Annotated in this window: 19 protein-coding genes; 7 read left to right on the forward strand and 12 right to left on the reverse strand. The window is 69.8% G+C overall.

Going from position 1 to position 25,029, the window contains the following annotated elements:
* Positions 1-16 precede the first annotated feature (16 nt).
* From WMF17_RS09535 to obgE, 7 genes are all read right to left on the reverse strand, one after another.
* Entirely contained in the window at positions 17-1,258 is a 1,242-nt protein-coding gene (locus WMF17_RS09535) for a benzoate/H(+) symporter BenE family transporter (RefSeq protein ID WP_437648960.1), read from the reverse strand.
* A 71-nt stretch (positions 1,259-1,329) separates the two neighbouring features.
* Positions 1,330-2,772: an FkbM family methyltransferase gene (locus WMF17_RS09540; protein WP_437601647.1), complete on the reverse strand. Its 1,443-nt coding sequence runs from the start codon at positions 2,770-2,772 to the stop codon at positions 1,330-1,332.
* Positions 2,773-2,793: 21 nt separating this feature from the next.
* Positions 2,794-3,960 (reverse strand): alpha/beta fold hydrolase, encoded by a 1,167-nt coding sequence (locus tag WMF17_RS09545; protein ID WP_437648961.1) that lies wholly within the window; start codon positions 3,958-3,960, stop codon positions 2,794-2,796.
* Positions 3,961-4,036: 76 nt separating this feature from the next.
* Entirely contained in the window at positions 4,037-4,408 is a 372-nt protein-coding gene (locus tag WMF17_RS09550) for a cupin domain-containing protein (RefSeq protein ID WP_437601649.1), read from the reverse strand.
* Positions 4,405-5,394 (reverse strand): chlorinating enzyme, encoded by a 990-nt coding sequence (locus tag WMF17_RS09555; protein ID WP_437601650.1) that lies wholly within the window; start codon positions 5,392-5,394, stop codon positions 4,405-4,407. The genes WMF17_RS09550 and WMF17_RS09555 overlap by 4 nt, the downstream gene beginning before the upstream one ends.
* Entirely contained in the window at positions 5,391-7,292 is a 1,902-nt protein-coding gene (locus tag WMF17_RS09560; protein WP_437648962.1) for an amino acid adenylation domain-containing protein, read from the reverse strand. The genes WMF17_RS09555 and WMF17_RS09560 overlap by 4 nt, the downstream gene beginning before the upstream one ends.
* A gap of 789 nt (positions 7,293-8,081) precedes the next feature.
* Positions 8,082-9,104: a GTPase ObgE gene (obgE, locus tag WMF17_RS09565; protein WP_437601652.1), complete on the reverse strand. Its 1,023-nt coding sequence runs from the start codon at positions 9,102-9,104 to the stop codon at positions 8,082-8,084.
* Positions 9,105-9,203: 99 nt separating this feature from the next.
* Here obgE and WMF17_RS09570 point away from each other — a divergent pair, with 99 nt between their 5' ends.
* A complete protein-coding gene (locus WMF17_RS09570) occupies positions 9,204-10,721 on the forward strand; it encodes an ATP-binding protein (RefSeq protein WP_437648963.1) in 1,518 nt (505 codons plus the stop codon).
* A gap of 207 nt (positions 10,722-10,928) precedes the next feature.
* On the opposite strand, the gene WMF17_RS09575 is transcribed toward WMF17_RS09570, so the two are convergent.
* On the reverse strand, positions 10,929-11,612 hold the full coding sequence (locus WMF17_RS09575) for a hypothetical protein (RefSeq protein ID WP_437601654.1): 684 nt from the start codon (positions 11,610-11,612) through the stop codon (positions 10,929-10,931).
* Between the two features lie 395 nt (positions 11,613-12,007).
* On the opposite strand from WMF17_RS09575, the gene WMF17_RS09580 reads away from it, so the two are divergent.
* The 5 genes from WMF17_RS09580 (at position 12,008) to WMF17_RS09600 (ending at position 18,787) form a co-directional block, all read left to right on the forward strand.
* A complete protein-coding gene (locus WMF17_RS09580; RefSeq protein ID WP_437601655.1) occupies positions 12,008-13,123 on the forward strand; it encodes a diacylglycerol/lipid kinase family protein in 1,116 nt (371 codons plus the stop codon).
* A gap of 64 nt (positions 13,124-13,187) precedes the next feature.
* Positions 13,188-14,459: a hypothetical protein gene (locus WMF17_RS09585; RefSeq protein WP_437648964.1), complete on the forward strand. Its 1,272-nt coding sequence runs from the start codon at positions 13,188-13,190 to the stop codon at positions 14,457-14,459.
* 306 nt (positions 14,460-14,765) lie between these two features.
* A complete protein-coding gene (locus WMF17_RS09590; protein ID WP_437648965.1) occupies positions 14,766-15,377 on the forward strand; it encodes a hypothetical protein in 612 nt (203 codons plus the stop codon).
* A gap of 1,132 nt (positions 15,378-16,509) precedes the next feature.
* Positions 16,510-16,974 carry a hypothetical protein gene (locus WMF17_RS09595; RefSeq protein WP_437648966.1) on the forward strand — a complete coding sequence of 155 codons (465 nt, stop codon included), beginning with the start codon at positions 16,510-16,512 and terminating at the stop codon, positions 16,972-16,974.
* 229 nt (positions 16,975-17,203) lie between these two features.
* Positions 17,204-18,787, forward strand: coding sequence for a carboxypeptidase regulatory-like domain-containing protein (locus WMF17_RS09600; protein ID WP_437648967.1), 1,584 nt, complete (start codon positions 17,204-17,206; stop codon positions 18,785-18,787).
* A 98-nt stretch (positions 18,788-18,885) separates the two neighbouring features.
* Here the strand turns inward: WMF17_RS09600 and WMF17_RS09605 are convergent, their stop codons facing one another.
* The 3 genes from WMF17_RS09605 to WMF17_RS09615 form a co-directional block, all read right to left on the reverse strand.
* Positions 18,886-20,199, reverse strand: a complete 1,314-nt coding sequence (locus WMF17_RS09605) for an inositol-3-phosphate synthase (RefSeq protein ID WP_437648969.1) — start codon at positions 20,197-20,199, stop codon at positions 18,886-18,888.
* A gap of 321 nt (positions 20,200-20,520) precedes the next feature.
* On the reverse strand, positions 20,521-21,111 hold the full coding sequence (locus tag WMF17_RS09610) for a Uma2 family endonuclease (protein ID WP_437579283.1): 591 nt from the start codon (positions 21,109-21,111) through the stop codon (positions 20,521-20,523).
* 72 nt (positions 21,112-21,183) lie between these two features.
* Positions 21,184-22,380: a hypothetical protein gene (locus WMF17_RS09615; protein ID WP_437648971.1), complete on the reverse strand. Its 1,197-nt coding sequence runs from the start codon at positions 22,378-22,380 to the stop codon at positions 21,184-21,186.
* A 153-nt stretch (positions 22,381-22,533) separates the two neighbouring features.
* Between WMF17_RS09615 and WMF17_RS09620 the strand changes: the two genes are divergently transcribed.
* Complete coding sequence (locus tag WMF17_RS09620; RefSeq protein WP_437648973.1) at positions 22,534-23,820, forward strand: PQQ-dependent sugar dehydrogenase; 1,287 nt, start codon at positions 22,534-22,536, stop codon at positions 23,818-23,820.
* 64 nt (positions 23,821-23,884) lie between these two features.
* Here the strand turns inward: WMF17_RS09620 and WMF17_RS09625 are convergent, their stop codons facing one another.
* On the reverse strand, positions 23,885-24,886 hold the full coding sequence (locus WMF17_RS09625) for an LLM class flavin-dependent oxidoreductase (protein WP_437648975.1): 1,002 nt from the start codon (positions 24,884-24,886) through the stop codon (positions 23,885-23,887).
* Positions 24,887-25,029 lie beyond the last annotated feature (143 nt).

Here is a 25,029-nt window from a genome sequence, read left to right on the forward strand (position 1 = left end):
GCAGAGCCTGTCGAGCTCATCGCGCGTCGACTCGCCCCGGAACGGCGGGCGCGCGGGCGGCGCTCGCCTGCGAGGGAGCGGCGCGCAGGAACCAGGTGAGGGCTGCCAGCGCGAAGATGCCGGCGACGAGCCCCCAGAACGCGGCGCCGATTCCGAACAGCGAGACGCCGGACGCGGTGACCAGGAAGGTGACCAGCGCAGGCTCGCGGGCGCGCTCGTCTTTCATCGCCCCCGAGAGGCCGTTCGCGATCGTGCCGAGCAGCGCGAGGCCAGCCACGGCGAGCACGAGCTCTCTGGGAAACGCCGTGAACAACATGCCGACCGCCCCGCCGAACACGCCGACGAGCAAATAGAACACGCCGGCGGCCACGCTCGCCAGATAGCGCTTCGACGGATCCTCGTGGGCCTCTTTCCCCATGCAGATGGCGGCGGTGATGGCGGCGAGGTTCAGCGCGAAGCAGCCGAACGGCGCCAGCAAGAGCGTGGTGACGCCGGTCCAGGTGATCAACGGAGACACCGGCGTCGCGTAGCCGGAGCCGCGGATGACGACCACGCCGGGGACGTTCTGCGAAGCCATCGTCACGACGAACAGCGGAATACCGACGCCGACCAGCACGGGCAAGGAAAACGAGGGCATGGTGAACGTCGGCGTCGCCAGGGCGAGCTGGGACGACTCGATATGGATCAAGCCTTGCCACCACGATATGACGATACCAAGGAACAGCACCACGATGACCGCGTAACGAGGCCACAGGCGCTTGCACAGCAAATAGGCAAAGAACATCGAGAAGACCAGCAAGAACCTGGTCTTCATGGCGGTGAACACATCCATCCCGAAGCGGGCGAGCACGCCGGCCAGCATGGCGGAGGCGATCGGCAGCGGGATCCGGTCGATGACCCGCTCGAACCAGCCGGTAAGCCCGCAGATCGTGATCAAGGCCGCCGAGAACAGGAATGCGCCGATCGCCTCCGCCATGGATACGCCGGCGAGGCTCGTGACGAGCAGCGCGGCGCCCGGCGTGGACCAGGCCGTGACGACGGGCGCCCGGTAGCGCAGCGAGAGGCCGATGCACGTCACGCCCATGCCCAGCCCGAGCGCCCCCATCCAGGAACTCAGCTCGGCCGGCGTGGCACCGGCGGCGCTGGCGGCCTGGAAGACGATCGCGGCCGCGCTGGTAAAGCCGACGAGGACGGTGATGAACCCCGCGGCGACGGTCGATAGGGGAACTGAGCTCGTCATCGACATCGGCATGAACATGCAGTCACGGTAGCGTCAATCATCCGTCGCGCGCGTGAGCCAACCGGCGGGTGACGTCACGCCGCGCCGGCTCACGCGGCGCCGCCCTCGGCCTGACGCACCGCGAGCGCAGCATCGATGGCGGCCGCCATGTCGCCGAGCCGACTCGTCGTGAAGATATCGTCGGGCGCCAGCACGTCTACCCCGAAGCTGTCCTCGATGTGGGAGAGCAGCCGCACCGCCGTCAGGGAGTTCCCGCCGAGCTCGAAGAAGTCCGTATCACGACGCAGCTCGCCGGTGCCGAACAGCTCCTGCCAGATGCCGGCGAGGCGCGACTCGACCTCGCTGCGGCTGCCCCCCGGCGCGTGCGGGGCATCGCCCGCGCGGGAGAGCGCCGCGAGCTCGCGGAGGCTCGCCTCGGTGGGAAGGGCGCTCCCGAACAGGAAGCGCTCGGGGATCGGGTAGCCGGGGAGCTGGCTCGCGATCGACGCGCGCAGGTCATCGGCCAGCCTGCGCCGCGACGGCCAGCGCACGTCGGGCGCGGCCGCTCCGGCCCGCGCGCCGGCGCGTCGCCTCTGCGCCCGGTAGCCGTAGACGGTATAGCAGCCCGTCTTCACCATGCGGGCGTCGCAGTCGTGCGCGACGACGAAGCCTCGATCGCCGAGCATCTTCAGGACATCGCCGAGCCGACCACCGATGTCGTGGACCTCGATGACGACCTGAGCGACCTTGGCCCACGTCGCCTCGTCCATGCCGCTCAGGACGTCCATCTCGGCCTTTTCGACGTCGATCTTCAGAAGATCGATCGATTCGATGCGCTGAAGCTCGACCACCTGCCGCAAGGTCATGACCTCGCAGCTCCGCCGCTCCATGACCATGCGGTCCGCGACGAGGTCGTCCAGCAGGCGCCCCTGCTGCGCGCCCTCTCCGGTGATCAGGTAGGCGCGCAGCACGTCTCGGTCTTCCGCGTCGGCGAAGCGGCCTGACATCACGGTGTTGTTCGGATAGAAGGTGAGCTCGGTCCGTCCCGCTTCGCTCCCCATGGCGCAGTTCAGCACCGTGATGTTCGCGCGGTGGATCTCTGCGTTGGCGCGCACCGCTCGGCTGAGCTCGGCGATGGGCTCGATGGCGATGATGCGCGCCGTCGGGCAGGTCTTCGCCGCGAACGTGCTGAACATCCCGATGTTCGCGCCCACGTCGATGATGCACGCCTGCTCGGGCAGATCGATGCCGTGCCGCAGATAGGCGTTGTCGAGAAAGATCTCTCGGTACAGGAAGTCGGTCTCCGTGCGGTTCCGCTGCGCGACCAGCAGATCGGGGCTCGGCTCGTGGAGCGACAATCCTTCCAGGCGGCCGTCCGCTTCGAGGGCGCACGCGCGCCTGATCTCCCCTGCGCGATGTGCATCCGGCACGATGCACGCGACGAGGGCGCCGGGGCCATCACCGCCCGATGCGACGACGGCCGCCTCGACCGCGGCATGACCGCGGAGACACGAGGCCAGCGCTCGAGTTACCTCATTGTCGTTGTGGCTCATATTTTTCTCCTGCCCCATTCGTCAGTTCGCTTCGCGAGCAATGAACGCGGCGGCCAGATCGGCGAGGCGTGATTCGGCTTCAAACAGCGACAGGTGATCCCCGTGCTCCCCGACGTGCAACGTGGCGCGGGGCAACTTCCCGGCGACGTACCGCGACCCTTCCGGGTGCGCGGTCTCGTCGTCATGGCTCGTCACCACCAGGGCCGGCTGGCCCACCCGGTCGAGCAGGGGTCTGCAGTCGTGGTCCATGATCGTACCGTTCAACCGGCCGTAACGGTAGAGGAGCTCGCCGTTCGCATAGGGATACATCACGTGGTGGGCCATGTCCGTGCGAACCTTGGCGAGCACCGACGGCCGCCTGAACATCCTCTGCAGGCCCGCGGCCTGAGCGCGCCCCCTGCCGGCCATCGTCATCAGCATCTGGACGTCGCGCTGATGCTGTGTCTTTGGCGCGTCCTGGCCGAGCTCGTAGTCGCCGTGCCAGAGGCTCAACGACGAGATGCGCTCCGGCGCCATCTCGGCCGCGGCGAGCGCGATCACGGCGCCGCCGCACAGCGCCGTGGCGTGCGCGCGCTCGACGCCGGCGTGGTCCATGACGGCGAAGAGATCGCGCGCCTGCGCCCGCACGTCGTATGCCCGCGCGTCGAACTCCTCCGTCGTGCCCAACGCGCCGAAGAGCCCGCGGCTTTCCCAGGTGACGACGCGGAAGCCCTGCGCGAGGCGACGCACCCAGGGCTCGCACAGGCCGATAGGCATGCCGCACGCCGGAACGAGGACAACGGCCTTGCCGTCGCGCGGCCCTCGGGCGTAGACCCGCAGCGGGGCGCCGTCCCAGGACTGCAGGTCCGAGCGCGCGAGCACCGCCTCGACGCTGTGCGCGCGCGACTCCTGCGCGATCCCGTCTACCTCGGGGCGTATCGCACGGAGGACCTCGGGCGGCAGCTCGAACAGCGATGCGAGCGCCAGGCGCTCGCTGACGATGAGCTCGAAGGCGGACAGCGGGGCGGCATCGCGGTGCAGCACGATGCGCGGCGCCGCGATGCCGTCTGCCAGTCGGTCGAGCAGCCCCTGGACCTCGTCACGCCGCTCGGCGGACGCCGGTTCTCCGCCCGCGGGCGCGCCCGGCCCCGAGGCCGAAGCGCGCACCGGGGCGTCGAGCGCGTTCACGAGAGGCGCGATGGTTGACATCGCTTCCGCCAGGCGCCGCACGGCCGTGCGTGCGGACGCCTGGGGCCCCTCGTGACCACCCGCCAGCGGACGGGGGTCAGACCCATTCACAGTCGGCAGTAAGCTCATTCTTCAGCTCGCCCGTGTTGACTGTGCTCTTCGGCTCGAAGAGCAGGACGTGCGCCTCGCCCGTGGCCACCGGCAGATGGAGGACGCCGCGCGGCACGACGGCAAAGTCCCCTTCACCGAGCGTGATGTCGCGGTCCTCCAGCTTGAGCGTGAGCTCGCCCTTGACGACCAGGAACATCTCGTCCTCGTTGTCGTGCTTGTGCCACACGAACTCGCCGTGGAACTTCGCCAGCTTGACATACTGTCCATTCAGCTCGCCCGCGATCTTCGGCGTCCAGTACCGATCAACAAGCGCGAACTTCTCCGCCAGGGACACGCGCGTGACGAGCGCCTCGCTCATGCGAGCGCTTCCTGCTGCGCGAGCGGGGCCGCGGTATCTCGGCAGACGAAGCGGTCGCCGCGCGTCGTGCACGTCGCGATCCGGTTGTGGGTGAACTCATTACGACCGCTGACGAGCACCGCGCCGTACTTTTCCAGGCTCACCTTGCCGCCGTATTCCTCGATGATCTCGGTGTCGGGGTAGATCCTCACCGAGGTCGGCACGTAGCGGGAGACGAAGCCGAGCCGCATATCCTTCGTCTTGCCGCTGTGAGGGTGCGACGCGTGCATCAGCGTCGACCAGAACATGATGAACTGTCCGGGCCGCATGACCATCGATACCGCCTTCGACTCGTCCGGCTGCCAGTCGGGGTCGATCTGCAGCTGGCGGTAGTCGTACCCGAAGAAACCGCGCCGGGTGCTCCCCTTCTCCTTGCTGTTGATCTGGCTCGGATCGTAGTGCATCCGCTTGGTCTCGTCGTAGAACATGGTGCGATGGGTGCCCGGAATGAACTGCAGGCAGCCGTTGTCCACCGTGGCCTCGGTGAACGCCGCCCACACCGTGATCGTTCCGCCGAACTCCTCGTCCTCCGGCCAGACGATCTGGGGCGAACCGGAGGCATTGGCGAACGTGTCGGCCTGGTGCCAGTCCGTCCCCTCGTCGCCCGGGTACTTCGGGAAGAACTCGGTGCGCCAGCACAGGACGTTCGGTCCGAGGATGCTGGCGACGCGGTCGACGATCTGCGGCCGGCTGATGTGGGACGCGAGGAAGGCGTTATCGAGATGGCGGTCGTAGTTGGCGATGTTCGTCACGCCGGACTTGGCCGCTTCGTCCTGGTAGATCGCGGCGCTGCGGTCGAGCATCTTGAGCCGCTCGCGCCTCCACAGCTCCTTCATCTCCTCCGGCTCGTACATCGTGAAAGGACCGGCATAGCCGCGTTGGTGAAATTCGCCGATCTCGTGCGGCGTCAAGGAAAAAATGGGGCTTTTCCCCGAGTGAGTATTCATCCTTGGACTCTCAACGCTTGTTGGTTGTTCAATGCCTTGTCGATGCAGCTGGCGAGCTGGGCGATCGTCGCGCCATCGCCCATGACGGCGGGATCCAGATCCGTATCGAAGTGGTCGTTCACCCGACCGAACATCCGGATGAGCGCGAGGGACGTTCCGCCGAGATCGAAGAAGTCTTCGTCCTTCCCGACGCGCGGCAGGTCCAGGATCTGCCGCCAGATCGCCTCGATCTGCACCTCGATCGGGCTCGCGGCGTCGCCCGCGGCGTCGTCCATGCGCGGGCCCGCCGCCGGCGCAGGGAGCGCGGTGCGGTCGATCTTGCCGTGGGCCGTGAGCGGCAGCGAAGCCATGCCCACATAGGCCGACGGCCTCATGTGGACCGGCAGCGCCGCGGCCGCCCGCGCCTGCAGCTCGGCGCCGACCCTGCTGGCCCAGGACGGGTCGGGCTGAATGCCGGGCCGGGGGACGACATAGGCGACGAGCCGGACGTCTCCATCGCCGTAGTCGTGAGGCACGACGACGCTGGCGAGCAGATCGGGGTGGCTGTTGAGACATAGCTCGATCTCGCGCGGTTCGATGCGGAACCCGCGCACCTTGATCTGCTCGTCGGTGCGGCCGAGGTAGGCGTATTCGCCGTTCGGCCTGCGCACGACCCGATCGCCAGAGCGATACAGCTGCGTGCCGGTGTCATCGCCGAACGGGTTGCGCACGAAGCGCTCGGCGGTCAGCTCCGGACGGTTCAGGTAGCCGCGCGCGACGCCGGGACCGGCGATGTGGAGCTCGCCCGGCGCGCCGTCCGGCACAGGCTGCCCTGCCTCGTCGAGGAGATAGAACCGCAGGTCCGGCAGCGGGACGCCGATCGGGCTGATCTCGGGCGCTGCGAGATCCTGTCGGGCGACGGGTCGGTAGGACGCGTGGACCGTTGTCTCCGTGATCCCGTACATGTTGATGAGCTGCGGGTGCTGGTCGCCGCGGCGCGCGATCCACGGCGCGAGCTGCTGGGTGTCCAGGCGCTCGCCGCCGAAGATCACGAGCCGGAGCGACAGCGGCGCCGGCGAATCACAGGCCAGATCGGCCGCAACGAGCTGTCGGAACGCCGATGGCGTCTGATTCAGGACGGTGACGCGCTTGTCCCGGAGCAGCGCGAGGAACCGCGCCGGTGTTCGCGACACGTCGAACGGAACGATGACCAGTCGCCCACCATAGAGCAGCGCGCCCCAGATCTCCCAGACGGAGAAGTCGAAGCTGATCGAATGGAACATGGTCCACACGTCGCGCTCGTCGAAGCCGAACCACGCGCGGGTCTTCTCGAACAGCCGAACGACGTTGCGGTGCTCGATCAGCACTCCTTTCGGCTTTCCGGTCGAGCCGGAGGTGTAGATCACGTACGCGAGATTGCCGTCGGAGACGCGCGCCGGGGGCGCGTCGGAGAGCTCCGCGCCGACGGGCGCCGGGTCCTGATCGGCCATGACGATCTTCGCCTGGCAATCGTCCAGGCCGGGCGCGGCGATGCGCGATACGCTGACGATGATGGAGACGGCGCTGTCGCGGACAAGGAGCTGAACCCGCTCCGCCGGGTACGTCGGATCGATAGGCACGTACGCGCCGCCCGCCTTGAGGATGGCGAGCAACCCGACGATCATGTCGATGCTGCGATCTACGTAGAGTCCCACGAGCACATCCGGACCCACGCCCAGCGTCAGCAACGTGCGCGAGAGACGGTCAGCGCGCCCGTTCAGCTCGCCATACGAGATGTCGTCCTCCGGCGTGCTGACGGCCACGCGATCGGGATGCGTCAGCGCCACTGCCGTGAAGATCTCGTGCAAACATTTTCCGGGCAACTGCTGCACCTGCTCGCCCAGCGCCCTTCTTAGGGCTTCACCCCTGGTTTCAAGCATCGATATGTCCTCTGCGAAAACGGCGATTGGCAGAGGGAGGGGCACTGCACGTCTGCTCGTTCGCTCAGGATATCGGCGCCCCAAGGCGTCTTCGCACGATGTCCAAAGCACATCGCGAGGCGCGCAGGAACGGCGTCGATGCAACCAATGATTGCAGGAAGCCAAGCGACGAGCGCTAGGTCACGAACCCCCCCCAAAAAAACGATATCTATCGTTCTTGGGGGCCATACTATGTTGCGGGCGGTAGTGGGTCAAGAAACATTTTTGGAGGTTCGAGCGACATGGAGGACGCGAGCACGAGGAGCGCACCTCGGCGAGAGATATGAGAGAATGTTTACAAATCGTGCGGTCTCATCGTTCGACCGCGCAGCGCTTCTGTACTTCTGTAGCGGATTGCGTGTTCAGCGCGTCGGGCCGCGAGGACGCGCACGAATACGGCGCGCGGGGGCCGAGATGGCGAATGCGAGTCATGGACTCGTCCGTCATGTAAGGAGGCGTCGACCCGATGCACCGCGAAACCTGCTCGACACAAATGTCTCTGCGGCAGCGGAGGACGCGCCCGCGTCCGGATCACGGGAGCTGGTCGGGTGGCGGCTCTCGCCGGCGGGCTGTGCAGCACGACGGCATGACGCGTGGTCGGCGACGGCCAGGAGGGCAGGCGCGTCGTCTCGCGCGTCCACGCAGGTAGGAAGGAGGAGAGAGAGGAGGCGCGCGCCGGAGGACGCCCGCGCCGACCGAGCTACCGGAGGAAGGGGGCGCCGTCGCGCCCCGCCGCCCCGGCCGAGGGGCTCACGCCTCCCGGTTGCGCACGAGCGCCGCGAGCTCGTTGATGAGCTCGGGGACTCCCTCGCCCGTCGCGGCGCTGACGAGGTGGAGCTTCACCTTCGCCTTCGCGAACCGCGCCTTGAGCTTCGGGTAGGCCTCGCGCACCTCGGTCAGGTCGGCCTTCGTCAGGGCGACGATCTCGGGGCGCCCCGTCATCTCCGGGCTGAATTTCTTGAGCTCCTTGCGGAGGGCCCGGTAGTCGGCGAGCGGCTCGCGACCCTCGCCGGGATCGAGCGTCACGAGGTGGAGGAGCGCCCGCGTCCGCTCGACGTGCTTCAGGAACTGGATGCCGAGCCCGACGCCCTCGCTCGCGCCGGGGATCAGCCCCGGGATGTCCGCGATGACGAAGCTCGACCCGCCCGCCCGCCCGCCGCCGCCGATCTCGACCATGCCGAGCGTCGGGGTGAGCGTCGTGAAGGGATAGTCGCCGATCTTCGGCCGGGCCGCCGAGACGGCCGCGACGAAGGTGCTCTTGCCGGCGTTGGGGAAGCCGAGCAGGCCGACGTCGGCGAGCACCTTCAGCTCCAGGCGGAGCTCGCGGACCTCGCCCGGCTCCCCGGGCTCGGCGCGCCGGGGGGCCCGGTCGTGCGGCGACTTGAAGTGCAGGTTCCCGCGGCCCCCCTTGCCCCCGTGGGCGACGACGACCCGCTGGCCGTGCTCGGTCATGTCGGCGATCAGCTCGCCGCTCTCCGCGTCGAGGATCTGCGTCCCCACCGCGAGCTTCTCGACCCGGTCGGCGCCGGCGCGCCCGTGGCAGTCGCTCCCCATCCCGTGCTCGCCCCGGTCAGCCTCGAGCGTGCGCGCGTAGGTGAAGTCGAGTAGCGTGGACAGACCTTCGTCGCCCACGAAGACGACGTCCCCGCCGCGGCCGCCGTCGCCGCCCGCTGGGCCGCCGAACGGGATGTACTTCTCGCGCCGGAATGCGATCGCTCCATTGCCGCCATCCCCCGCGATGACCTTCAGACGGCATCGATCGACGAAACGCATGGTGGCGGCTCATAGCATAGAACTTAGGAAAGACCCCACAGCGGAAGGCCGCCCCGTGCATCGGGCCGCCCGCCCGACCGCTCGGCCAGGAGATCCCAGGTGCGCGCTCGAATCCTGATCGTGGACGACAACACGAGCCTCGCCGGAAATCTTCGCGAGGTCCTGGAGGGCGCGCGCGAGCTCGACGTGGAGGTCGCCCTCGCGTCGGACGGCAAGCAGGGGCTCGCCGCCGCCCGCCGCGACGGCTTCGACGTCGCGGTCGTCGACGTCAAGCTCCCGGACGCGAGCGGCCTCGAGCTCATCGCCCCGCTCCGCGCCGCCGCCCCCCACGGCGAGATCGTCCTCGTGACCGGCTTCGCGACCGTGGACGCCGCGATGGCCGCGCTCCGGGCCGGCGCCTTCGCCTTCATCCTCAAGTCGTTCCGCCCCGAGGAGCTCATCTCCACGGTGGCCCAGGCGATCGAGAAGATCTCGCTGAAGCGGGAGCGGGAGGAGCTCGAGCGGCGGTACCGGGCGATCGTCGACGCGGCGGACGTGCTCATCCTCGGCCTGAACGCCGAGGGGCAGGTCGCCCTCTTCAACCCGCGCCTGTCCGCGCTGACCGGGGTGGGCGGCGACGCCGCGCTCAGCATGCCGTTCTGCGAGGCGCTCGTCGACGAGACCGAGCAGCGCCGGTTCAACCAGTCGTTCCAGGGGGTCGTCGAGGGCGACGCCGCCGCCGAGGTCGAGGTCGGCGTCCGGGACGCGGTCGGCGCGATCCGCCGGGTGCGCTGGCACCTCTCCGGCGTCCGCAGCGGCGCGCGCGGCGGCCGGACCGACCTCGTCTATGGCATCGGCATCGACGTGACCGAGCGGCGCGCCCTCGAGCGGCGCGCCGCCGACGCCGAGGCCCTGAACGCCATGGCCCCGCTCGCCCTAGGGCTCGCGCACGAGATCCGGAACCCCTTGAACGCCGCGGTCCTGGAGCTCCACCTGCTCAGCCGCGGCATCGACCGTCTCTCCGACGAGGCGATCCGCGAGCCCATGAAGCGGCGGGTCGGCATCGTCGAGGCGGAGATCGGCCGCCTGGGCCGGCTCCTCGGCGAGTTCCTGGAGCTCGCCCGCCCTCGCGCGCCCCACCGCGAGCCCGTCGACCTGGCCCGGGTCGTCCGCGACGTGCTCGATCTCGAGGAGGAGGCGCTGGCGAGCCACCGGGTCGAGGTCGTCCGCGACCTGGCCGACGACTGCTTCGCGCTCGGCGACGTGGAGAAGCTCAAGCAGGTGGTCCTGAACCTCGTCGTCAACGCCCTCGACGTCATGCCCGACGGCGGGGTCTTGCGCGCGTGTGCCTCGGGGGACGCGCACGAGGTCTGGCTGTCGATCGCGGACACCGGTCCCGGGATCGACCCCACGATCCTCGCGGAAATCTTCGATCCGTTCTTCACCACGAAGGCGGCGGGCACCGGCCTCGGCCTCGCGATCGTCCGGAAGATCGTCGATCAGCACATGGGTCGTGTGGAGGTCAACACGCGCGCCGCCGAGGGCGCGACGGTCCGCGTGCGGCTCCCCCGCTTCACCCCCGAGCCCGTCTCCCGCCCCCCCACCACCTCCACCCCGCCCCGCGGCGCCGGCATCTGATCGGATGCTCTGGCCCTCCCGAGCGGCGTTCACCCGCAGCTCTGGCCCCCCCGAGCGGCGTTCACCCGCAGCTCTGGCCCCCCCGAGCGGCGTTCACCCGCACAGGAGACGGGCCCAGATCGGCGTTTTCGGCGCGCAGGCGTACTCCAGTACGCCGAGCACCGAAAACGTCGAGGTGGGCCCGTATCCGCAGCGGGTGAGCGCCGCTCAGCCGACGATGCGCATGGGGGGCTTGAGGGGGAGGGGAGGCTTCGAGCCGGGAGCGGAGGGGATCGCGGAAGGGGCCGGCTTGGGGACCGCGTCGCCCTCGAGGGCGGCGAGCGCGACGAACAGCCGGTCCATGCCGTAGTCGAGGGCCACCTCGCGCTGGAAGACGTGGGCGACCTTGATGAGGCGCAGCGACGTCTGCTTGCCGAGGTCGATCTCGCGCTCGAGGAACGCCTCGAACGAGCCGTAGCCCTTCGCCTGATACAGCTCCTGCTGCTGGATCTCGGCGAGCACCACCCCGATATCGAAGAACCCCTTGTCGAGCCGCTTGCGGAGCGTCCGGATCTTCTGGGTCTGGTTGTGGAGCTCGCCGATCTTCGCCTTGATCTCCTCCGCGCCGCTGGGCACGCGGATCGTCGCGCGGGCGCTGCCGGGAGGCGCCGGCTCGGCGGCCCGGGCCCGCGCCTCGGCGGCGTGCTTCGCGGCGTGCCGGGCAGCCCAGGGCGCAGCGCCGCGGAGGCCGAGCTTACGCTTCGAGGCGCTCGACGAAGATTTCGAGTCTTCCTTGATTACCGGATTCACGGGTTTCGCAAGCGAAGCTTCAGCGCCCCCCTTGGCGCTCGAAGAGGCCTTCTTCTTCGTGCCCGTCTTCTCGGAGCTGCCCTGCTTTGTGATCTTCGCCATGTCGCTGCGTCCCCCGCTGGGTACGAGATCGTCGCGGCCCTTCGCCCCAAGCGCGCGCCGCCCGCGCGGGGGAAAGACCCGCACGGCTGTCAAGCCCAATTGGTTCGACAGGTCGTCGCCTTACCAAAAAATCGACCTCCCCGTCCACTAAGTTTCGGGGAGGGTCTCGCTTTCCCGATGGTCAGCATGACCCAAGATCGGTCCGAGAGCCAAAACCCATGAGCATCGCATGCTTGGGCATCTCTCGAAAAGTCGGAGGTCGCCGGCGAGCGGTGTTCTGGTCACGTTGGACTACAGCAAACTCCCGGCGGGCTCGACGCTTCGATCCGTCGGTCGCCTTCGGCCCGCCCGCGCGATGTGCAAGCGCAGCGGTCGGTCGTGGTAGATCGCGGTCCATGACCTCTCCGCCCGCCGGTCGCGGCTCCGATGACGCCTTCCAGGCCGTGGCCGCTGATGCGCCGCGTCGTCCGAGCGACGTGCCGCGGGGCGCGGCGAGCCACCGGATTGCCGTGGTGGTGAACGGCAACGCCAAGAGCGTGACGGCGGAGGTGATCGAGACGCTCGATCAAATTCTTGACACCGGGGATCTGTTCGTCTCGCGGCGGGTGGAGGAGAGCGAGGGCATCGCGCGGATCCTGGTTGACCGGGGTTACGGCACGATCCTCACGGGCGGGGGCGATGGGACGTTCACCGTGGTGGTGACGGCGGTGGTGAACGAGGCGAAGCGGCGCGGGCTGCCGCTGCCGCGGTTCGGGCTGCTCCGCCTGGGGACGGGCAACTCGCTGGCGTGGGTGCTCGGCGCCTCCGGGGGCGCGGGCGCGAAGCCTGGGCTCGCGGTGGACCTCCAGCGGCTGCGCGCCGAGGCCGGGAGCCGGAACCTGCGGCTGGTGGAGGCCGAGGACATCCTGTCGCCGTTCTGCGGCTTCGGGATCGATGCGGTGATGCTGCGCGACTACAACGCGGTGAAGTCGGCGCTCGCGCGCGGCCCGCTGAAGCGGCTCGCGCCGGGGCCGGTGGCGTACGCCGTCGCCGCGACGACGCGGACGATCCCGAGCTACCTGGTGCGGCGCACGCCGCACTGCCGCATCATCAACGAGGGCAACGACGCGATCCGCGTCGGCGAGAAGGGGACGATCCTCGGGGCGCCCATCAAGAAGGGCGGCATCATCTACGAGGGGCCGGCGAAGATCGCGGCGCTGTCGACGATCCCCTATTACGGCTTCGGCTTCCGGATGTTCCCGTACGCGGACGATCGCCAGGACCGGATGCAGCTGCGCGTGTCGATGATCTCGCCGTTCACGTTCGTGAGGAACTTCTCGAGCATCTGGAACGGGGAGTTCGACGACCTGGAGACGGTGTTCGATTACTTCGTCGACGAGGTCACGATCGAGATGGACCCGGCGACGAGCTTCCAGATCGGCGGCGACGTCCGCGGCGAACGCTCGCGGGTGCGGGTGCGGCTGACCGAGCCGATCCGGATCGTGGACTTCTACGCGCCGCCGCGAGGGTAGCGCGCGAGGATGCCGGAGGAGCGCCGCTGACCTGCGACTCCATCCGTCCGCGCACCCTCGCGCGGTGGAATGCTCCTGTGTCCTCGCTGGCGATTCTGGCCGATCCGGGATCTCATGCACCCTGCGCGGTGTCGGCGGCGCGGGCGGCTCCGGCGGCGGCATTGGCGGCGCGGGCGGCTCCGGTGGCTCGGGCGGCGTCGGTGGCTCCGGTGGCTCGGGCGGCGTCGGTGGCTCAGGCGGTACGGGCGGCGCCGGCGGAAATCTCAACCTGCCCGACCGCGCCGCCTGCACCGAGGACGCGATGTGCGCAGGGAGCTTCTGCAGCCGGGAGGACTTCAACGGATGGCCCGCCGGCTACTGCATCAGCTCGTGCGAGCACACCGGCGGCACCTGTCCCGGCAATGGCGTCTGCATCGAATCCGGCACCAATGGGCACCTCTGCTACGGGGCGTGCACCACCTCGAGCGATTGCCGCCCCGGCTATGCCTGCGCGCCCGCCGCCGACGGGACGCCGAGCTGCCGACCGGCGTGCACGGAGGACGCGCACTGCCCGACGCGCGGCAGGTGCAACGTGAGCACCGGCCTCTGCAGGATCTACGAGGCGAGCTGCGCCGACGGCGAGGACAACGACCGCGACGCGGCCGTCGACTGCGCCGACGACGATTGCGACGAACCCTGCGCCGCGCTCGTCGCGGCGGCCTGCGCGGCCGCGCCGCCCGCGCTGCCGGAGGTCTCGGGCGACACCTCGCTCGGCACGAACGCGTTCGATGCCGACTGCACGGGCGCTGGCCGCGAGGACGTGTACCTGTTCGTGGCGCCCGAGGAACAGTCGGGCACGCTCTCGGTCGTGCTCGAGTCGGACACCGACCACGGGCTCTACTTCCGCGGCGTGTGCGAGGACCCAGACACCGAGCTCGACTGCGCCGACGGCGCCCACGGCGGGATCCCCGAGTCGCGCGAGATCGTCCTGATCGCCGGCGAGTCGGTGAGCCTCGTCGTCGACGCGGAGGCGCCGGGCGACGAGGGCCCGTACACCCTGCGCTCCACGTTCACGCCGGCGGTCTGCGGGGACGGCACCCCTGTTCGTGAGGTCGAGCTGCCTGTGGGCGAGCTCCGAGCTCACGTGCGAGGACAGGGGAGGGGCAGGCGAGGACGAGACGCTCGTCCTCGACGTGACCGGCGGCGCTCCCCTGTTCCTCTTCGTCGACGGCTTCTGGTCCCTGGACGACGCTGGGCCGTACACGCTCGACGTGTCCTTCGCGCCCTGAACACCGTCGTTCGTCGCCGGGCATCCCACCCCGGCCAGCGCTCCGGCGCGGCTTCGATCACCCGCTGAGACTCCCGATGGAGGGCGGCGCCTCCAGGCTGAGGGAGCGCGCCCCCAGCGCGCCCGACCAGGCGCGGCCCGCCCGCGCCCCGGAGCGCACCGAGGCGCGCAAATGCCGGCGTTCGCGGGGTCGAGCACCGGAAGCGGGGAGTGGCACGCTTCCTGTTTAAGGGAGTTGCGTGACGCTTGGCGCGGTCCAAGCGGCGAGCGGGACAACCCGGGGGACGATGGACTCGACTCCATCGCATCCGTGGCGGCCTGCCCGCATGTCAGGTCACATGGTGTCCAATTAAATACCGGAAAGAGAGCTCAATCATGAAGCGTGCAATGACCCTCCTCGCCTCGTCCCTCGTGTCCTCGTTTGCGCTCATGGGCTGCGTCGCCGGCGCGACCGACCTCGACGCGGAGCTGGCCGGCCTGGAGGAGGTCGAGGAGGCCGCGCAGGCGCTGTGCATCGATATCGCCGGGCTGCCCGCGTTCGACCAGACGGCCGTCCAGTCGAACTCGAGCGACGTCGGCGGCTTCACCCTCCGCGAGTCGCCCGACAACACCTATTACAGCAGCAAGGGCAGCTACGTCGTCGAGGTCACGAACGTGAAGAACGCCTTCGCGTCGAGCCAGACGGCGACGGCGTACAGCGTCAACGCCCCCAAGTCGAAGAGCATCTGCGAGAACACGACGACGACCGCGACCCTCTACGGCTTCGACGAGGTCGAGGGCTGCTGGGTGCAGATCGGCGCGACGAAGAGCAAGAAGGGCGTGTACTCCCCGGGCGGCGGCTTCATCCAGCCGAGCTGCAGCGACGGGGTGAGCTGGTCTATCCCCAAGACCGTGACCAAGGTCCGCATCCAGGGCAAGTCGGTGCTGCAGACGATGTTCGGCCCGGCCGGGCAGAAGATCGCGGAAGGCACGAGCTGGATCCACTGAGACAGCGCGCGGAGCGAGGGAGCGCGCGCTCGCATGCGCGGGTCCCCCTCTCGCCGGGGCACGCGGCGAGGCCGCGTGAGCGCCGTACCTCGCTCAGGGTTTCCCTCTCCCTTGCTGCGTGAAATCTCCGGGCAGCGTGGCGAGGTTTGTCAACAGCTTCATCGCTTCTTCATGGGAGCGTCTCCCGCGTCCGACGCACTTCAGGTGAGCTCACCGCCCAGCTCTCCTGATCAAAGGACGCAAGCTGATGCAGCGCTGCTCGTCCTGCCGTTCACGCCGTGGATCGCCCGGGTCCTCGAGCGGCTCATCCCCGGCCAGTCGCTGCGGGCGGAGCCGGGCGGTCCGGCTGCCCTTGGGCGCTGCGACACGTAACACGTAGCGCGTGAATCCTGGTCGATCAGGGGGCCCGGCCCCGTACGGGACAGAGCTCCCTCCGCCCGGAGCGGGCCACGCCGAGGGCCTTCGCGCGCTCAGCGTCGCTCGATGTGTGGCGCTCGATGTGAGTGGCATGCTGCTGATGAACGGTTGCGGCCCTGGTCGGACGAGCCACGCCGCATTTTGCGGAAGTTCTAGGAATGTGCTCTTCGACGGCAGTCGCGATGAGCGCCCGGGTCGTGGCGGTCGCTACCCCGGTCGGACGAGCCACGCGGCGTTTTGCGGAAGTTCTAGGAATGTGCTCTTCGATGGCAATTGCGATGAGCGCCCGGGTCGTGGCGTGCCGTCCGCGCAAATGCTGGTTATTTTTTTTTGATGCATTGTTTGTTTCTCCCGGGCTTGCTCGGTGAGGAATGACGCGGTACCTTCGATGTAAGCCGATTCGAGGAAATCCTGTCTGAGTCGACAGGAGCGCTGCGTCGAGTCGGGACGCTCTCGGAGGGAGCCCAGCTGTGTTGAGCTCTTTCAGGAGAGCGCCGCGCATCGCGCGCTCGAGGCAGGAGGCGAGGCGTGTCGTAACGTTCGCGCGAACTCTCCGCCAGAAAAACAGGGGCGCGCAGCGCGCCTTCAGGCGACGCATGGCTAGCGAGGGGCGAGCTTCTCTGTCGCTCTCGTCAGGTGGGCTATCGCCTCAAGCTCGTCTCGGGATTGGTGTGTGCAACGTTCCACTTGGCATGAAACACAAGGAGTTTGCCTCATGAAGAAGCTCATGGTCCTCACATCGCTCGCCGTCATGTCGATCTCGGGCAGCGCCATGGCCGTGGCGCCCACGGCGGGCCGTCTGATCGTCATCGAAGACAGACCGGCCGGTACAGCGCAGTTCCTCTCCGCGGGCTTGGGCCCCGCGATTAACCTGCTCGCTCCGAACGGGACATGCCGGTACAACATGATCTGGACGTCGGTCAACCCCATATCAGGCAGCCTTCTCTGCCGGACCCTGGAGACGAGGACGGTGACCAATCCGAACTGCCCGACGACGAACATCACCACCACCATGTACGCCGGCGATGGCCTCACGGCCTGCAACGGGTTCGACCAGAGCGGCTTCCCGTTCAGTGCCATCTTCATGGCCCTCGGCGAGTCGGCGACGGCGAACCCGACCTTCACCGGGACGATCCTGATGAACACCTTTCCGTTCGTGCAGGGCATGTTGATCAGGTGACGTCGGGCGCGGCTCGCCGTGCCCATGTTCAAAGAGGAGGGCTTACCGGGCTGGCAGGGGCCGGCGCCGGAGGCCTGCCCGACGCGCCGGCGGTCACCTCCCGTGTCCGGCGTTGCCTCGCCCGAGCGAGAGGGAGCGGGAGTCGCTGTGGAGTGCCCCGCTCCCTCTCGGTTGCGACATCGCTGCCAGCGCCGCAGCCCCCACACCAGGACTCGATGGAGACGTTCTCATGCAACCGCCTGTCTTGCGTCACGACACTCCCCGGCGATGGCCGCTCTGGTGCGCGCTCGCGGCGCTCGCCCTCGCCGCCTTCCTGCTCTTCCGGCCGAAGCACGATGCGCCCACCGCCGCGCGGCGGGAGCCAGCGGCCGCGCAGAAGAGGTCGGGCTACGTCAACCGAACGCAGTGGAAGGTCCCTGCTGCGCACCCTGCCGAGCCGGCCCCGGAGGCGCCGTCGATCTCCGGGACCGTTTACGACCTGACTGGCGCGCCGCTCGCCGGGGCTGCCGTCATCGCGACAACGTTCGAGGTCGCCGGCAACTTCCCCACCACGGCGGCCTCCGCCCAGACCGACGGAGACGGGCGCTTCGAACTCCGCGTCCCGAACGGTACGTACAACCTCGTCGGCAACAAGGAGGGATACGGCCCGACGATCACCATTGCGCACAGCGGTGATGACCTCGCCCTCGTTCTCCCGAGGAGCGGGATCGTCAAGGGGCATGTCTACAATGAGCGCAAGGAGCCGATCACGCGGTTCTCCGTGGATGTCATCGCGCTGTCCCCCGACAGCACGGCGGCGCCTGCGCCCCTCTTGTCAAAGCGCTTCGAGGGGCCGGACGGCGCCTTCCACATCGATCAACTCCCTGGATGGGCCGTGATCCTCAGGGTCACGGCGTCCGACTACGCCCCCGCGTTCTCCTCGCTCGTCCACACCAAGGCGGACGAGACCCGAGACATCGAGCTGACCCTCACGAGCGGGTGCACGCTGACGGGCACGGTTCGTGACGAGAGCGGCGCGCCGGTGGCAGGGGTGTTCCTCGACGCGGAGGCGCGCCGCTTCGCGGGCGTGGCCAGCCAGGGGTCGATGGACGCCGCGAGCGAGGCGCAGAGCGATCTCGACGGGCGCTTCCGGCTGGAGCACGTTCCTGCCGGCGAGATCCTGGTCCGCGGCTACGCCGGTGGCTATGCCACGACGACGGCGAGCGTCCAGGTCTCCGGGTGCGACGATCTGGCGCCGATCGATCTCGTGATGTCCACTGGCGGCAGCATCGTCGGCGTGGTGCGCGGGAGCGACGGCAAGCCGGCCGCCGGCGTGAGGCTCATGGCCTCTCACCGGAGCATCGGCTTCGTGAACACGGTGACCGACGCCGAGGGGCGATATCGCATCGAGCAGCTCCCGCCGGTCTCGGTGCGCCTGGAGCTGATCGACACGGCGCAGCGCACCGTCGTGCACGTGGGCGTGAAGGACGGTGAAACCGTCGAGCAGAACCTCGCGCTGCTCGCGAAAGGCTCGGGCGAGATCCGCGGGCGCATCACGTCCGGCGGGAAGCAGCTCCGGGGGCTTCAGGTCCAGGTCGTCTGCAACCAGGGCGACAGCGGGCTCGACATGCGTTATCTGACGACAGGCGGCGACGGGACCTACCGGGCGACGGATCTGCCGGACGGCACCTACATGGTCTTCGTCTCCTCGACCATGCGGGCCTCGTCGGCCCACGTGCGTGGCGGCAGCGTCGCGGAGGTGAACCTGGACTTGGTCGAGCAGCCCAAGCCCGCCGACGCCGCGGTGGTTCCGGCCAGCGTCACCAAGGATTGAGCGGCTCGCCGGCCGCGACGCCCTGGCGGCGTGGCGAAAGGCGCACGCGGTCCTCGGGCCCGGCCGCGCGACCGCCGGGCCCGAGGAGCGCCCTCCCTTCAATCGTAGTACTCGTTGCCCAGGTGGGTGATGAGGTCCTCCCCCATGAGCCAGCGCATCGTGTTCTTGAGCTTCATCGACTGGATGAAGAGGTCGTGCTCCGGGTACAGGGCCGGCGCGGTCATCGGGCTCTTCCAGTAGAAGCTCAGCCACTCCTGCGTGCCGCGCAGCCCGGCGCGCTGCGCGAGATCCAGGAGGAGCGCAAGGTCGAGCACGATGGGCGCGGCGAGGATCGAGTCGCGGCAGAGGAAGTTGATCTTCATCTGCATCGGGTAGCCGAGCCAGCCGACGAGATCGATGTTGTCCCAGCCCTCCTTGGCGTCGCCCCGAGGCGGGTAGTACTCGATCCGCACCTTGTGGTAGAGCTTGCCGTAGAGCTCGCCGTAGACGTGCGGCTGGAGGATGTGCTCGAGCACCCCGAGCTTCGAGACCTCCTTCGAGCGGAACGACTCCGGGTCGTCGAGCACCTCGCCGTCGCGGTTGCCGAGGATGTTCGTCGAGAACCACCCCGTGACGCCGAGCATCCTCGCCTTGAGCCCCGGGGCGATCACCGTCTTCATGAGGGTCTGGCCGGTCTTGAAGTCCTTGCCGGCGATGGGGACCTCCTGCTTCCGCGCGAGCTCCCACGCGGCCGGGAAGTCGACGGTCAGGTTCGGGGCGCCGTTCGCGAACGGGATGCGCTCCTTCAGGCAGGCCCAGGCGTAGAGCTGGGAGCTCGAGATCGCCGGGTGGTCCTCGGCGAGCCCTGCCTCGAAGCGCGCGATCGACTGGTGGACCTCCGCAGGTGCGATGTGGACCTCGGTCGAGCCGCACCAGACGGCGACGGCGCGCGCCGCGCCGCTGTCGCGCAGGAAGGCGCGGAGATCTTCCCGGAGCTGCTCCACCATCTCGGCCTTGCTCGCGCCCTTCTTCACATGGGTGCCGTTGAGGCGCCGCACGTACTGCGGGTAGAACGCGGCGGGCATCGGCCGGATGCGCTCCAGCTCCTCGCGGACGGCGTCGAGGTGGCGGCGCTCCAGCACGTCCGCGTGGCGCGCCGCCTCGTAGGCGTTGTCGGGGAAGATGTCCCACGCGCCGAACACCAGCTGATCGAGCGTCGCGAGCGGCAGGAAATCCTTGATCCTGGGCGCGCGGTGGTCGGTGCGCCGGCCGAGCCGGATCGTGCCCATTTGCGTGAGCGACCCGATCGGCGCCGCGAGCCCGCGCCGCGCGAGCAGGGTGCCGGCGATGGTCGTCGTGGAGACGGCGCCCAGCCCCGGCAGCAGGACCCCGAGCTTGCCCTCTGCCTTCTTGATCTCTTTCGGCTGCTTCACGTGACGTGTTCCCCCCCGGTCGTGGTCGTGGGCGCTCCTCGGGCAGGGGCGGGGCATCCGCCGGTGCCGTGCGCGCGGCGAGCGCGGCGTCGGCCGAGGCCGCGCGGCGCTGCGACCGCCGGGAGCATGAAGCCCGGCGGCCGCGATCACCACGGCCCGGCGCGCGGGCGAGGGCGTTTCCGGCGCGCGCCCTTCACCGGTTTCCGGCGCGCCCCTCGGGCCGGCGCCTCGGACGGCGCCGGCCGGGCGGCCGGGAGACGGCGTCAGGGCGCGCGCGGCAGGGGCTCCGCAGGGGTCAGGCTGGACGCTCGTCCGTGTTCGTCAGGCGTCATCGTCGCCGTCGAGCAGGCCATGCACCGAGAACTCGACGGCCTCGAAGGGCTCGGCGTGGATGCGCTCCTCACCCTGAGCGTCCAGGACCAGGAGATAGCCGTCCTCCGTCCAGCGATAGACGATGAGCGTCTCGGCGACCGGATCGATGAGCCAGTAATGGGGTACGCCCGAGCGCCTGTAAGCGCGCATCTTCTTCACGACGTCGTTGCGTTCGTTGGAGGGCGAGAGGATCTCGCAGACCCAGTCCGGTCGCACCAGGATGGGACTTTCCCTGGGGAGCTCGGGCAGCCGCTCCCGGCGCCAACCGGCGATATCCGGGCGGTAGACCTCGCGGATTTCGAACTGCACCTCGGTCTCGGTCAGGAAGCGCCATCCGCCGGGCCACGGTCCGCCGGGGCGGCGATCGTACGGGCCGCCGAGCCGGATGGTGAGGCGCGCCTGCGAGCTGCCGTGACGCGGGCTCGGCATCGCCTTGCGCACGAGGTCGCCATCGATGATCTCGTGGAAGCGCTCGGGCTCCGGGATGGCGAGGAGGTCGGCGACCGTGGCGGGCGCCTTCTTCAGAGCGGCGGGCGGCATGGCGGGAGGATAGGGCTTCCGGCTGCGGGCAGCCACCCGGGGCCTGCGCCGCCCCTTGCCGCGCGCGGCCCGTCAGGGCGCGGCGGGCGGGTAGCCGGCGGCGGGGGTCATCGCCTCGATCCAGGCGCGGACCGCTGCGACGGCCTCCTCGTCGACGCGGCGGGTCGCGAGCGGCGGCATCTGCTCGGGCGGCGCGCCGGGCGCGTCGCGCCGGGACATGGCGCGGAGCAGCGTGCTGCGATCCGGATCGCGGGGCCTCAGCCGGTAATAGCGTGCTTCCGGCGGCGCCCCGGACGGGCGGAGCTTCGCTGGCTGGTTGATCGCCGTCTGGTAGACGCGCGTGCCGCGCACATCGCCCACCTGGCCGGCAGCATCGATGTTGAGGCGCATCTCGAAGTGCGTGGCGACGCCGGACGGATGGTGGCACGAGACACCGCAGTTCGCGTGGAGCAGACCGAGCGCGCGCCGCTCCGTCTCGGTCCCGGGCACCGCGAGCGCGGCCGCGCTGGGCAGCGGGCCGCCGGACGCCGTCGAGAGCAGGCCGCGCTGGATCAGCTCGGCGTACGTCAGTCCGCCTGCTCCCCGCGCGGCGAGCTGGATCGCCTCGAAGCCGAGCGGGTTATCGGTCTTGCCCGCGTGGCAGCGGATGCAGTCGACCTGCGCCGGGATCGCATAGCCGTCCGCGCCGGGCACGTGGGGAACACCGGCCTTCACCTGCAGCGCGCTCGCGCCGTCCTCCGACCAGACATAGGTGGCGCGCGTCCAGCGATCCTCCGCGGTCTTCCAGAGGAGCCTCGTCTCGAGGCGGCGGCTCGCGCCGGAGGCGGGGCTCCGGAACTCCTTCCACAGCCTGGTGCCGACAGGGAAAATCCAGTCGTTCATCCTGGAGACATCGATGGTCGAGCCCGGAGGGAGGTAGATCCAGCGCGTCTTCTCGGCGCCGTCGCTCCAGAGCTCGAACGCCGGCCTGAACTCGTGGACGCCCTCCGCGAGCGAGCGCGCGCCGAAGTCGCTGTAGAGGCCGGTGCAGCGGAGATCGTGAGGATCCTCGTCCCCGTCCTTGCAGGGCGGCGGATCCCGGGGCGCGGCGGGCGCGCTCGCGGCTGGGCGCTCGTCCGCTCCGGCGCCGCGCGCGGCCGTTCCGGCGTGTGCGCCGAGCCGGTCGGGCGCGGGCAGGGGATCGGCCCGGGGCGTCTCCTGCGCGCTGCAACCGCCGCAGCTCGCGAGCAGCAGCGACGCGACCACGGCTTGCCATGGATGGCCGGTCATGCTGAAGGTGGAGGCGGAGGTGTCCGCTTGTCCGAGAGACCGATCCACCGCCGCGCCGCGGGGCGCGCTGCCTGTGTGACGAGAGCGTGCGCGTTCCATCGGACCGCCTTGTGCCTCCTGCTCGCGGGCAGTGTAGCCGCCTGCGACAGGCGTGTGCAGGTCGCTGGGCCGCCCGAAGGGCCGCGCGAGGGCGGCGCCGCCGGCGCGGCCGCGGCAGGGAACGCGGCCGCGCCGCCGGCGCAGGCGAGCGCGGCGCCCCCCGGTCCGGCGCCCGCCGCGGCGGAGGGCGCGCCCGCCACGAAGGGCGCGCCCGCTGCGGAAGACGGGCAAGCGCCGCCGCCGGCGAGCGCGGCGGAGCTGGCTCGCCCGGCGAAGTGCGGCGGCGTCCCGCCGCTGAAGCTCACGCTTGTGGCGAGCGGGTTCGACCAGCCGACGTATGTCGCCGGGCCGCCCGGCGATCCGGCGCGGCTCGTGGTGCTCGAGAAGGCGGGGACGCTCCGGCTCGTCAAGGACGGCGCGGTCCAGCCGGCGCCCTTCCTCGACGTGCGATCGCGCGTGTTCTTTCCGGCGCCGAACGCGGAGGGCGGCCTGCTCGGGCTCGCCTTCCACCCGGACTACGCGAGGAACGGGCGCTTCTGGCTTCATTACTCGTCGGCCCCGCGCGGCAACGTGGTGATCGAGGAGTGGAAGCGCGCGGCGCAGGGCGAAGGCGCCGCCCATCCCGAGCCGGTCCGGTCGCTCGTCGACGTGAAGCACGGCGCCTGGAACCACGTCGGCGGCATGCTGGCCTTCGGCAAGGACGGCCACCTCTACGCCGCCATCGGCGACTCCGCGCGATCGCCGAGCCCGGCGGCCGATCTCACCTCGAAGCTCGGCAAGATCCTCCGGATCGACGTCGAGCAGCCGGGGAAAGCGCCGGCGGGCAACATGACCGGCGGAGATCCGATGATCTGGGATTACGGGCTCCGGAACCCGTGGCGGTTCAGCTTCGACCGGCTCACGGGGGACCTGTACATCGGCGATGTCGGTCAGAAGAGCTGGGAGGAGATCCTTGTGGAGCGCGCTGGCCAGGGCAGGAACGATTACGGCTGGGAAGCGATGGAGGGCGCCCATTGCTATCCACCGGGCGCGGCGTGCAAGCCGCGCGGGGTCCCGCCTACGGTCGAGCACCCCCGCAGCGAGGCGGGCTCGATCGTCGGCGGCTACGTCTATCGCGGGGCGAAGATCCCGTGCCTGCGCGGCCGCTATCTGTATGCCGATTACGTGACAGGGCGCTTCTTCTCCTTCGTGTGGGACGGCAAGGCCGCGACGGATCGCGCAGAGCTCACCACCGCGTTGAGCCCGAACGGTCTCCCGTCCTCGTTCGGCGAGGACGCCGCCGGGGAGATCTATGTGGTGATGTTCAACACGGGGCGTATCTACCGGATCGACCCGGGGTGAGGCGTCCGCGTGGCGCTTTCCAGGCGCCGAGCCCGGCACGAGCCCGCGCCGCCGGCGAGGGGCTTCACCCGGCCCGGGCGAGTTCGTCGCGCGCCTGCGCGGTGAGCTCGAGCGAGCGCACGCGCGCGGCATGATCGAAGATCGGTGAGCTCACCATGAGCTCGTCGGCGCGGGTGCGGGTGATGAACGCGTCCAGCCCCCGCCGCACGGCCTCGGGCGAGCCCGCGATCGTGCAGGCCAGCATCTGCTCGAGGCCAGCGCGGTCCAGCGGGCTCAGCTGGCGCTCGAGGTCGTCGACCGGCGGCGGCAGGGGCCCCGGGCGGCCGCGGCGCAGGTTGACGAAGGCCTGCTGAAGCGAGGTCCCCAGCCGTCGACCCTCCTCGTCGCTGTCGGCGGCGAACACGTTGACCCCCAGCATGACAACCGGCTGCGCGAGCTGATCCGAGGGGCGGAACTCCCGGCGATACAGCGCGATCGCCTGCGCCATCTGGCCCGGCGCGAAGTGCGAGGCGAAGGCGTAAGGGAGGCCCAGCGCCGCGGCGAGCTGCGCGCCGAAGAGGCTGGAGCCGAGGATCCAGATCGGCACGCTCAGGCCCGCGCCGGGCACGGCCTGCACCAGCTGGCCAGGCTCCGCCGGGCGGAAGTAGCCCATGAGCTCCAGGACGTCCTGAGGGAAGCTGTCGACGTCTCCGGACAGGTTACGCCGTAGCGCGCGGGCGGTCGCCGGGTCGGACCCGGGAGCCCGCCCGAGGCCCAGATCGATGCGCCCCGGAAAGAGGGACGCCAGCGTGCCGAACTGCTCGGCGATCATGAGCGGCGCGTGGTTCGGCAGCATGATCCCGCCCGCGCCGACGCGGATCGTCGAGGTGCCGCCGGCCACGTGCGCGATCACGACCGAGGTCGCGGCGCTGGCCACGCCGGCCATGTTGTGGTGCTCGGCCAGCCAGTAGCGGCGATAGCCGAGCCGCTCGGCGTGGCGGGCGAGGTCGAGCGTGTTGCGGAAGGCCTGGGCGGCATCCCCGCCTTGGACGATCGGAGCCAGGTCGAGAACGGAAAAGGGGGTCATGTGGGCACCTCGCTGGACTGTTGCACGGCGAGGACGGTTTCGGGAGCGCTCGGGGGGGGGTGGCGCTCCCTGGAGCAGAGAAACTCCCTCCCTCCAGCGCCCCCGCACCCTCCAGCGCCCCCGCGTCCTCCCTCCAGCGCCCC

The sequence above is a fragment of the Sorangium sp. So ce362 genome (assembly GCF_051519845.1).
In the GTDB taxonomy this organism is placed as follows: domain Bacteria; phylum Myxococcota_A; class Polyangia; order Polyangiales; family Polyangiaceae; genus Sorangium.

Bases quoted from the DNA above. Each gene is read 5' to 3' on its own strand.
- WMF17_RS09535 (WP_437648960.1), bottom strand. From the start codon at position 1,258: ATGTTCATGCCGATGTCGATGACGAGCTCAGTTCCCCTATCGACCGTC.
- WMF17_RS09540 (WP_437601647.1), bottom strand. From the start codon at position 2,772: ATGAGCCACAACGACAATGAGGTAACTCGAGCGCTGGCCTCGTGTCTC.
- WMF17_RS09545 (WP_437648961.1), bottom strand. From the start codon at position 3,960: ATGTCAACCATCGCGCCTCTCGTGAACGCGCTCGACGCCCCGGTGCGC.
- WMF17_RS09550 (WP_437601649.1), bottom strand. From the start codon at position 4,408: ATGAGCGAGGCGCTCGTCACGCGCGTGTCCCTGGCGGAGAAGTTCGCG.
- WMF17_RS09555 (WP_437601650.1), bottom strand. From the start codon at position 5,394: ATGAATACTCACTCGGGGAAAAGCCCCATTTTTTCCTTGACGCCGCAC.
- WMF17_RS09560 (WP_437648962.1), bottom strand. From the start codon at position 7,292: ATGCTTGAAACCAGGGGTGAAGCCCTAAGAAGGGCGCTGGGCGAGCAG.
- obgE (WP_437601652.1), bottom strand. From the start codon at position 9,104: ATGCGTTTCGTCGATCGATGCCGTCTGAAGGTCATCGCGGGGGATGGC.
- WMF17_RS09575 (WP_437601654.1), bottom strand. From the start codon at position 11,612: ATGGCGAAGATCACAAAGCAGGGCAGCTCCGAGAAGACGGGCACGAAG.
- WMF17_RS09580 (WP_437601655.1), top strand. From the start codon at position 12,008: ATGACCTCTCCGCCCGCCGGTCGCGGCTCCGATGACGCCTTCCAGGCC.
- WMF17_RS09590 (WP_437648965.1), top strand. From the start codon at position 14,766: ATGAAGCGTGCAATGACCCTCCTCGCCTCGTCCCTCGTGTCCTCGTTT.
- WMF17_RS09595 (WP_437648966.1), top strand. From the start codon at position 16,510: ATGAAGAAGCTCATGGTCCTCACATCGCTCGCCGTCATGTCGATCTCG.
- WMF17_RS09600 (WP_437648967.1), top strand. From the start codon at position 17,204: ATGCAACCGCCTGTCTTGCGTCACGACACTCCCCGGCGATGGCCGCTC.
- WMF17_RS09610 (WP_437579283.1), bottom strand. From the start codon at position 21,111: ATGCCGCCCGCCGCTCTGAAGAAGGCGCCCGCCACGGTCGCCGACCTC.
- WMF17_RS09615 (WP_437648971.1), bottom strand. From the start codon at position 22,380: ATGACCGGCCATCCATGGCAAGCCGTGGTCGCGTCGCTGCTGCTCGCG.
- WMF17_RS09625 (WP_437648975.1), bottom strand. From the start codon at position 24,886: ATGACCCCCTTTTCCGTTCTCGACCTGGCTCCGATCGTCCAAGGCGGG.